We start from the raw sequence: 9,961 nt of genomic DNA, 5'->3' as shown, positions 1-9,961 counted from the left end.
CGGAACACCCGGCACGGCCGGCGCACCGAATCCGGCCGGCGCGCCCGGCCGTGCGTTGTGGCGGCGCAGATCGGCCTCCCGGTAGCGGCGGCAGCCCCGGTGCCAGATCAGGATCCCGGCCATCCAGTTCCGCAGCTCGGTCACATAGCCGTCGAGGGTGCGGCGGGCCTCGGCGTCCAGCTCGAAGTCGTCGTAGAGGACGGGCAACTCGTGCGCGGCGACGTGCTGGAACTGCCGCAGCCGGGACTCCATCAGGTCGTGGACGATGCGCAGCCCGGTGGGGTAGTCGCAGTCGAAGAACGTCTGCACGGTGAGGATGCCGTTGTGCACCTCGCCCTCGAACTCGATCTCCTTCTGGTACGAGAAGACGTCGTTGAGCAGGGCGGCGTAGTCCGCGGCGGCGTTCTCCAGGGAGCGGACCGGGCCGCTGCCGTAGACCTCGTCGGGCACCCGGCGGCCGTGCGACAGCCGGCACAGGCTCATCGTGAGGTCCGAGCCGAAGGTCATGCGGCGCATCTCGATGTAGTCGACGACGTCCGGGACGCGGTTCTGTGCCTGGTTGGACAGCTCCCAGAGCCAGCTGGAGGTCATGTCCTCGACGGTGGCGCGGAACCGGCGGCGGGCGTCCGGCTCCATCGGCCCGGCCGTGCGCGCCCACAGATCGGCCAGTGACCGTTCCAGCGCGTTGGCCGGGGGCGGCGGCGGGGACCCGTCGACCGGCATGAACGCGGGGAGCCGCTCGACGCTCGCCCTCGCGCCCGCCAGGTCCCGGGTGCGGCCGTGCACGACGGGGAACCAGTCGTCGCCGTACGTGCCCCAGGCCAGCCAGGCGGAGCTGAGGTCCAGCTCGTCGGGGGTCGCGTCCGGGTGGATGCCCGCCGCGCACAGCGGCAGGTCGTAGTCGACGATCTTCTCCTCGGTCCAGACGCCCGGGCCCGGCGCACCGGGCAGCGGGCCGAGGACGCCCATGCGGCGGGCCCAGTCGACGACGTTGCGGCGGGCCGCGTCCAGGTGCGGACTGAGCCGGGTGCCGAACGGCAGCTCGAAGTCGGGCACCTGCGAGGGGCCGACCCGCTGGTACGGGACGTGGGCCGAGCCGCGCAGCCGTCCGGCGGCGGCGCGTGCCGCCCCGGCGCCGCCCATCAGACGCCGGATGTCGGTGAGCGAGGTGCCCGGGCCGCGGGGCGTCAACGGCAGTCCGGCGGCCCGGGGTGTCAACAGCAGTCCGGTGGCCGCTCCGGCGGGCAGCGCGGTGCCGGTCGCCGCCGTGCCCCCGGCGTTCATGTAGCGGCTGGACCGCAGATGCCACTCGTGGCCGCCCGACTGCCAGTCCTGGAGCCCCCGTACGTACGTCATGACGGCCGCGCAGCCCGCGGGGTCGAGGCCGGTCTCCGCGAACAGCGGTGGCAGCTCGGTGAAGACGGTGTTCTCGAACTGCTGGAGGCGGGACGTCAGCAGGTCGTTGACCGCGTCGGCGGCCTGCTGGGTGGTGCAGCCGAGGAATGTCTCCAGCACCAGCACGCCGTTGCTGCGCTCGCCCTCGTCCTCGATCTCCCGCTGGTACGAGAACAGGTCGTTGCGCAGGTGCACCGCGTCCGCGAAGGAGTCCCGCAGCACCCGCAGCGGCCGGGACCCGGCGACGGCGTCGGGCACCTCGGCGCCCACGGCGTACTCGACGAGCCCGGCCGACCAGGGGGCGCCGCCGACCTTGCGGCGCATCTCGATGTACTCCACGGGGTTGGGCGTACGGCCCGCGTTGATGTTCGACAGCTCCCAGAGCGACTCGTTCAGCAGGTGCTCGGTGCTCTCCGCGAACCGGGCGCGCCACTGCGGCGACATCGCGGGCACGGTCCGCGCCCACAGGTCGGCGAGGCCCGCCTCCACCGGATTGTCCGGCTCCGGCGTGCCGGTGGCCGGGTCCAGCGGCATGAAGGCGGGCAGCCGGTCCAGATACGCCTTGCCGGCCGCCCGGTCCCGGGTGCGTTTGAACGTCTCCAGGAAGTGGTCGTCGAAGAAGAAGACCCAGACATACCAGTCGGTGACCAGCGACAACACCTCGGCGGACGCCTCGGGGTGGGTGTAGCCGCACAGCAGCGCGTAGTCGTGGGCGTCGAGGTCGCGCTGCTCCCAGATGCCGGAGCCCTCCAGCATCCCCATGGCGCGCGCCCAGTCCCGGGAGTGCTGCCGGGCCTGTTCGACGTGCGGATTGAGCCTGGCCGGATGGGGGGTGTAGAACTCCGGCAGTTCGAAGGGCTGCGGCTGTCCGCTCACGTGTTCCCGGCCTTTCCCTGGTGCTGGGGTGTGGTCGCGGACTCAGAGCTACCCCTGCGGCGCCGACCCATCCGGGGTGGCGAAAGGTCATATGAACGCCAATGGATGAGAGTCGAAAGTGCCGAACGGTGGTTCGCGGGGTGCGGCGCGGAGTGGGGCGCGCTCCGGGATCGCGGTCCCGGNNNNGAGCGCGCTCCCGGATCACGCTCCCGGGGAGTGGTGACTCGTGGCAAGTACGGGCCAGTACGGCGAGGACAGCGAGGACAGCGAGGACAGCAAGTACAGCAAGTACAGCGAGGACAGCGAGGACGTTCAGTACGGCGAGGACGGTGGGGGACTGCCCCGGGGGCCCGGTGACGGCTCCGGGCCCCGTACGGGGCGGGGTGTTGCGGGAGTGGGGGCTACGGGGACGAGGCCCGCGGACCTCGCGGACGGGTGCTTCCGGGCGGGTGCTTCGGAGGCGGGCGCCTTGGAGGCGGGCCTTCGGAGCTGGGCCGTGCGGAGGGGGGCCTTCGAGGGTGGGTGCCTCGGGGCGGTCCCTCGGGGGGTGGGGGGCTCAGTGGGGCTTCGGGAGTTGGTGCTCCGGGGTGAGGGCCTCGGGAGCGGATGCCGGTCCGGTTCAGGCCCGGGCGGTGCCGGGCAGCCGGGAGCGCAGCAGGGCGAATAGCTCGACGACGGTGCCGCGCTGGTGCAGGGCGACGACCGCGAGCAGGGCGGCGATGATCGGCGGGGTGGCGGCGTTCTCGCCGTTGTAGACGGTGAGCACCGTGACGAACGCGCAGGCCATCAGGCCGATCAGGGAGAACGCCGCCAGCCCGGAGAGCAGCGGGATCAACAGCGCTATCCCTCCGGCGAGTTCCAGCACCCCGGTCAGATACATGAACCAGTCGCCGAAGCCGATCTTGTCGAAGCCCTCGGTGGCCGAGGAGTGCGCGATGAGCTTGGGCACGGCGCTGGCCACGATGAAGAACAGGCCCAGCACGACGCGGAGCACCAGCACGGTGACGGCCTTGGCCCGCTTGCCGCGACCGCGTGCGGGGGCGCCGGTGGTGGGGTCGGCTGTGACGGCGGTGGCGGTGGCGGTGGCGGTGCCGGTGCCGGTGGCGGTGGTGGTGGTGGTGCCGGTGGTGAGTGTGGTGGCGCTCTGCCGGGGCATGTCGTCTCCTCGTTTCGGGCCCCGCCTGCCGCGGGGCCTTTCGAAGAGATGGACGACGGGCACGTACGGAACTCATCGGTCTCGGCGCGGAATTCCGTACGGTGACGAGCGCCGGCCGGGGCCGCGAGCGCCCGGCCGGGCCCGCCGCCCGGGAAGGCCAGGCCGCGAACGCCAGGCCGCGAACGCCAAGTCGCGAACGAGGGCTTGGGCACCGGTCGCGGGCACCGATCGCGGGCCTCGATCGTCGGCACCCACCGGGAAGTAGGCCGTGAAGTGGGGCGCGTAAGAGGCCGTGATGTCGGCCGTGAAGTAGGCCGATGCCGGGCCGCCCGGTCGCTGCGGCGGCCCGGCGTGCGGGGGTTCAGCCCTCCCAGGTCTTGATGCCGTCGATCTTCCCGGTCCGCAGTTCGGCCTGGACGTGCACCTTCGTGGTCTCGGAGCTGCCGTCCCAGTGCAGGGTGACGACGGCCCAGGTGTGGCCCATGCCGCTGCCGTCGTACTCGGCGTCCGCGTCGACGGGTACGTTCTGCGCGCGGGTGACGCCGTCCGCGCCGTTGGCCTCCTCCCAGCGGGCCAGTTCCTTGCGGAAGGCCGCGGTGAGGTTGGTCCGGCGCAGTTCGGCGGCCAGCGGCCGGTCGCCCTCGCCGAGGGCGGAGAGGTAGCTGTCGTAGAAGGATTCGATGCGTTCGGCCGGGTCCGGGGCGGCCGCCGCCCGCTGTGGCGCGGCGGCGGATCCGCTCGTGGTGCCGACGCTCGCCGCCGCGGCCGGGGCGGCGAGGCCCAGCGGCAGCAGAACGGCGGCGAGCCCGGCCGCGACGGCGGCCCCGCGCGGCCGGATGCCGTGGCCGGCGGCCGGGTTCGGGGCGGTGCGTGTGCGGTGGAACTTCATGGTGGTCCTCCCGTTTCGGGGCGTGCGCCGGACGCTCGGCGCGGTCCGGCCTGTGCGGTCCGACCGGTCCCACCGGTCCGGCTGGTCCGGCCGGCCGGCGGGGTCCGGTCTCATGAAGTCCGACGCCCGGACCCTCGGCGGCAGTTGTGCCGGGGCGTGTCCGGATCATGTAACGCCGGGGTGGGGTGGTGCGGAACCGGGGACCGGGCGGCGAGGGGCTGCCGCTCCCGCGGGGCCGCCCGGACCGGAGCCCGGCCGCCGGTTCAGCCGCGGCCCATGGCACGGTCGACGGTGATCTCGATGAGGACCCGCTCCGGGTTGGGGGCGGGGGTGCGCTCGTAGCGTTCGGCGTAGCGGCGCACGGCGTCCGCCACGGCATCCTCGTCCGTACGGACCACCGCCCGGCCCTCCAGCGTGGCCCAGCGCCTCCGGCTGACCTGGCACACCGCGACCCGCGCCCCGTCGGGCCCCGCGGCGAGCACGTTGCGGGCCTTGCGGCTGGTCCTGCGGGTGATGACGCGGGCCACGCCCTGCTCCGGGTCGAAGGTGACGCCGACGGGCACGACGTGCGGGGTGCCGTCCGGCCGGAGCGTGGTGAGGGTGCACAGGTGGTACTCGCGCCAGAAGGCGACGTACTCGGGGCTGTACCGCAGGTGCGGGGCGGTCGGGTCGTTGGCCATTCCGTGAGCGTATCCGGGCGTGCACGAGGCGTGCCGGAGCGTGCCCGGGGCCCCCGCGGCGCGCCCCCGGCGCGCCCCGGCGCGCGGGCCGCTGCTCCCGGCCCGAGGTCCGCCCTGCTCCCCGAGGTCCCCCTCCTCCCTGAGGCCGGCCCTTCTCCGCGAGGTCTGCCCTTCTCCGCGAGGTCCGCCCTGCCCCGCGAGGCCCGCCCTCCTCCCCGAGGTCCGCGCCCTGCCCCCGAGGCCCGCCCTTCTCTGTGCGAGCCACCTCTTCCCCGACGACCGGCCCCTCCTCCCCGAAGCCCGCCCCTCCCCCCCGAAGCTCAGTCCTCGGCCGTCCGACCGGATACGGACCGGGCGCTCGCCGCCGCGCGCGGTGCGCCGCCCTCCGGCAGCGCCGACGCGGGCAGGGTGCGCTCCAGCAGCAGCGTCGCGCCCGCGGCCAGGACGTTGACCACGCCCAGCGCGGCCCACGGCAGCGAGCGGTGGATCTCGAAGAGCGAGGTGAAGAAGACCGGGGCGAGGATCCCGGCGAAGGTGAAGGAGTACTGGAAGGCGGCGAGATAGCGGCCCCGGGCCGCCGCCGGGGCGATCGCCGTCGCCAGCCCCATGGAGACCGGCGCGTGCAGCAGCTCGGCCGCGGTGAACAGCAGCGTGGCGGCGATCAGCACCGGGATCACCCAGGACGGCTGCCCCGGTACGAGCCCGGAGAAGGCGAAGCACCAGCCCGCCCAGAGCGCCGCCGCGCACGCCAGCACCCGGGTCCGGCGGTACGGCGCGAGCCGTCGGGCGACGGGCGCGGCGAACAGCGCGATCAGCACCATGTTGCCGACGAGCACCCCGGAGGTGAGCCAGGCCGGTCCGTGCAGCCCGGACTCGACGAAGGTGGGCAGCGCGAAGGCGAGCATCATGCTGGTGGCGGCAAAGACGGTGTTGACACCGGTCAGCGCGAGGAAGGGCCGGTCGCGCAGCAGGCCCCGGTAGCCCCGGCCGTGCCCGCCGGGGGCGGAGCCGGTCTCCCGGCGGCCGGACCGGGGCGCGCGGACGAAGACGGCGATGGTGACGGCCGCGAGCGCGAAGCAGCCCGCCGCGCCGAGCGCCACGCCCCGGTAGGTGTCCGCGCCGCCGTCGGCGACGACGATCCCGGTCATCAGGCCGCCCGCGCCGAGCCCGGCCGTACGGGCCATGTTGGCCCAGGCGAACCAGGACTCCTTGGAGAGCGCCGAGCCGCTGCCGTCGGCGTAGTCGGCGAGCGCCGTGAAGATGCTCGACCAGAAGAACCGGACGCCGACGGCGACCAGGGTCACCGCGAGGAAGATGCCGGCCGGTTCCTCGGCCCAGCGGTATCCGAGATAGCCCGCGCCGTGCAGCACCTGTGATCCGACGACGACGGGCAGCGCGCCGTACCGGTCGGTGAGCCGGCCCGCCCAGATCGGAATCGGCAGGGTGACGGCGTTGGCGACGCCGATGAGCACGCCGAGCGGGCCCACGGGGACGTCGGTGAGCCGGAGGAAGAAGACCAGGGACAGCGGGAGGAAGAGCCCGTTGCCGAGCGCGTCGACCACCAGCGCGCCGATCAGTACGGGGCCGCCCCGGCCCGTTGCCCCCGTCGCCCCGCGCATCCTGCACCCGCCTTTGTCCTCGTGGTCCGCGCCGCGACCGGTGCGGCGCGGCAGGCTGGGCCGGAGGGATCCGTAGGGATCCGGTGGGATCCGGAGTGAAGAACCGGATCCCGGTGGTGCCCGGACCGGATCCCGGTGGTGCCCGGACCGGAGGCCGGTGGCGCTCCGGGCGGATCCCGCGGCGGCCCGGGTATGGGCCGCGCACCGCGCGGTTAGGCGCAGGAGGACGGCCCAACGCGAAGGGTGCAGGCTCCGGGGCGGTACGCGCATCCGATTAATGAAAATCGGGCCTTGAGTGGAGTAGACTCAACTTATCTAACGTTGCAGAAGGCATAAGCCATACAGCAGGCATACGGAAGCCACCGAAGCCATACGGAGGGCAGAGCCGGTCCGGGACGGCAGTACGGTCCCGGACCGGGCCCCGGTCCGGAGGAGGAGCAGACGCCACATGGACGCCGAGCTGACCAACAGGAGCCAGGAAGCGATCAGCGCGGCCGGCCGGCGCGCCGTGTCCGCGGGAAATCCCGACATCACCCCCGCCCATCTCCTCCTCGCCCTGATCGAGGGGCAGGAGAACGAGAACATCCAGGACCTGCTCGCCGCCGTCGAGGCCGACCAGGCGTCGCTGCGCTCGGCCGCCGAGCGGCTGCTCGGCGCGCTGCCGAGCGTGCAGGGCTCCACGGTCGCCCCGCCCCAGCCCGACCGCGAGCTGCTCGCGGTCGCCGCCGACGCCTCGCGGCGCGCGAAGGAGCTCGGCGACGCCTACATCTCCACCGAACACCTGCTGATCGGCCTCGCCGCCAAGGGCGGCCAGACCGGTGAGATCCTCTCCCAGCAGGGCGCGAGCGCCGAGAAGCTGCTCGACGCCTTCGAAACGACCCGCGGAGGACGACGCGTGACCACGCCCGACCCGGAGGGCACCTACAAGGCCCTGGAGAAGTTCGGCACGGACTTCACCGCCATCGCCCGCGAGGGCAAGCTCGACCCGGTGATCGGCCGGGACGCGGAGATCCGCCGCGTCGTCCAGGTGCTCTCCCGGCGTACGAAGAACAACCCGGTGCTCATCGGCGAGCCCGGTGTCGGCAAGACCGCCGTGGTCGAGGGCCTGGCGCAGCGCATCGTCAAGGGAGACGTGCCCGAGTCGCTGAAGAACAAGCGGCTGGTGGCGCTGGACATCGGCGCGATGCTCGCGGGCGCGAAGTACCGCGGCGAGTTCGAGGAGCGGCTGAAGACCGTGCTCTCCGAGATCAAGGAGAGCGACGGCCAGATCATCACCTTCATCGACGAGCTGCACACCGTCGTCGGCGCCGGCGCGGGCGGCGACTCCGCGATGGACGCGGGCAACATGCTCAAGCCGATGCTGGCCCGCGGCGAACTGCGGATGGTCGGCGCGACGACGCTGGACGAGTACCGCGAGCGGATCGAGAAGGACCCGGCCCTGGAGCGCCGCTTCCAGCAGGTCCTGGTCTCCGAGCCCGACGTCCAGGACTCCATCGCGATCCTCCGCGGCCTCAAGGGGCGCTACGAGGCGCACCACGGGGTGCAGATCGCCGACTCCGCGCTGGTCGCCGCCGCCACCCTCTCCGACCGCTACATCACCTCGCGGTTCCTCCCCGACAAGGCCATCGACCTGGTGGACGAGGCCGCGTCCCGGCTCCAGATGGAGATCGACTCCTCGCCCGTGGAGATCGACGAACTCCAGCGCGCCGTCGACCGGCAGATGATGGAGGAGGAGTCGCTGCTGGCGGCCCACTCGGACGACGCCCAGGGCGGCAAGAACCTGCTGCGCAAGAAGAAGGACCGCGAGCAGGACCTCTCGCCGGACGCCCGCGAGCGGCTGGACCGGCTGCGCAAGGAGCGGGCCGAGAAGGAGGAGAAGCTCCGGGCCCTGCGCGCCCGCTGGGACAGCGAGAAGGCCATCCACACCCGTGTCGGCGAGCTGAAGAAGCGCCTGGACGAGCTGGAGACCGAGCTGGAGCTGGCCGAGCGCAAGGCTCCCGAGACCGGCGACTGGGTCACCCCCGGGCGGCTGCGCTCCGAGGTCATCCCGGCGACCCGCAAGCAGCTCGACGCCGCCGCCGAGGAGCAGAAGTCGCTCCAGGGCAGCGGCATGGTCGGCGAAGAGGTCGGCCCGGACGACATCGCCGACGTCGTCGCCGCCTGGACCGGCATCCCGGCGGGCCGGATGCTGGAGGGCGAAACGCAGAAGCTGCTGCGGATGGAGGACGAGCTGGGCAAGCGGCTGATCGGGCAGACCGAGGCCGTACGGGCCGTCTCGGACGCCGTGCGCCGCACCCGGGCCGGGATCTCCGACCCCGACCGGCCGACGGGCTCCTTCCTCTTCCTCGGCCCGACCGGTGTCGGCAAGACCGAGCTGGCCAAGGCCCTCGCCGACTTCCTGTTCGACGACGAGCGGGCGATGGTCCGCATCGACATGAGCGAGTACAGCGAGAAGCACTCCGTCGCCCGGCTCGTCGGCGCCCCGCCCGGCTACGTCGGTTACGAGGAGGGCGGCCAGCTCACCGAGGCGGTGCGCCGCCGCCCGTACTCGGTCGTGCTGCTGGACGAGGTGGAGAAGGCGCACCACGAGGTCTTCGACATCCTGCTCCAGGTGCTGGACGACGGCCGGCTCACCGACGGGCAGGGCCGGACGGTCGACTTCCGCAACACCATCCTGGTCCTCACCTCCAACCTCGGGTCGCACTATCTGGTCGATCCGTCGATCGGCGAGGAGAAGAAGCGGGAACGCGTCCTGGAGACCGTGCGGTCCTCCTTCCGGCCGGAGTTCCTGAACCGCCTCGACGACCTGGTGGTCTTCCACGCGCTGGGCACCGAACAGCTCAAGCGGATCGCGCGGCTCCAGCTCGGTCTGCTCCAGCGCCGGCTGGCCGACCGCCGGCTCACGCTCGACGTCACCGACGCCGCCCTGGAGTGGCTGTCGCGGCTGGGCCAGGAGCCGGTGATCGACGCGCCGGAGGAGGCCGGACCGGACCTCTCGTACGGGGCCCGGCCGCTGCGCCGCCTGGTCCAGACGGCCATCGGCGACCAGCTGGCCCGGGCGATCCTGGCGGGCGACGTCGCGGACGGCGACACGGTGCGGGTGGACGTCTCGGAGGACGGCAGGAGGCTCACCGTGGCCGCCTCCGGCCCGGCCGGAGCGCTGGAGAGCGCGGCGGGGGCCTGACGGAGCGGCCGGGCGCGGATCGGCCAGGTACGGTCCGGATCGGCCAGGGACGGTCCGGAGGGCCAGGGACGGTCCGAATCGGCCAGGGACGGTCCGGGCTGCGCGGGTCGGCAGGGCGCGGGGCGCTCGGCGCGCTCGGGCACGGAGTGCCGTAGTGGCGTG

General features: G+C 73.3%; 5 protein-coding genes and 2 pseudogenes. 2 read left to right on the top strand and 5 right to left on the bottom strand.

The window, feature by feature from the left end; all coding sequences use genetic code 11:
• From GCU69_RS22020 to GCU69_RS22000, 5 genes are all read right to left on the bottom strand, one after another.
• On the bottom strand, positions 1 to 2,271 hold a 2,271-nt coding region (locus GCU69_RS22020), incomplete at its 3' end, for a terpene synthase family protein (protein ID WP_235978626.1).
• 619 nt (positions 2,272 to 2,890) lie between these two features.
• Positions 2,891 to 3,427, bottom strand: coding sequence for a DoxX family protein (locus tag GCU69_RS22015; RefSeq protein WP_156206971.1), 537 nt, complete (start codon positions 3,425 to 3,427; stop codon positions 2,891 to 2,893).
• 361 nt (positions 3,428 to 3,788) lie between these two features.
• Positions 3,789 to 4,316 (bottom strand): hypothetical protein, encoded by a 528-nt coding sequence (locus GCU69_RS22010; protein ID WP_098755442.1) that lies wholly within the window; start codon positions 4,314 to 4,316, stop codon positions 3,789 to 3,791.
• A 263-nt stretch (positions 4,317 to 4,579) separates the two neighbouring features.
• Complete coding sequence (locus GCU69_RS22005; protein ID WP_098755443.1) at positions 4,580 to 4,996, bottom strand: pyridoxamine 5'-phosphate oxidase family protein; 417 nt, start codon at positions 4,994 to 4,996, stop codon at positions 4,580 to 4,582.
• 320 nt (positions 4,997 to 5,316) lie between these two features.
• The gene (locus GCU69_RS22000; RefSeq protein ID WP_156206970.1) at positions 5,317 to 6,615 is read right to left on the bottom strand and encodes an MFS transporter; all 1,299 of its coding nucleotides are present in this window, start codon (positions 6,613 to 6,615) and stop codon (positions 5,317 to 5,319) included.
• A gap of 448 nt (positions 6,616 to 7,063) precedes the next feature.
• On the opposite strand from GCU69_RS22000, the pseudogene GCU69_RS34825 reads away from it, so the two are divergent.
• Positions 7,064 to 8,585 (top strand): annotated as a pseudogene (locus GCU69_RS34825) (Clp protease N-terminal domain-containing protein); the annotation flags it as partial.
• 140 nt (positions 8,586 to 8,725) lie between these two features.
• Positions 8,726 to 9,799 (top strand): annotated as a pseudogene (locus GCU69_RS34820) (AAA family ATPase); the annotation flags it as partial.
• Positions 9,800 to 9,961 lie beyond the last annotated feature (162 nt).

Origin of the sequence: Streptomyces lycii, from assembly GCF_009735685.1 — a bacterium.
Lineage (GTDB): Bacteria > Actinomycetota > Actinomycetes > Streptomycetales > Streptomycetaceae > Streptomyces > Streptomyces lycii.
The sequence above is the reverse complement of the archived record's forward strand: the minus strand, read 5'-3'. Positions and strand labels throughout refer to the sequence as shown.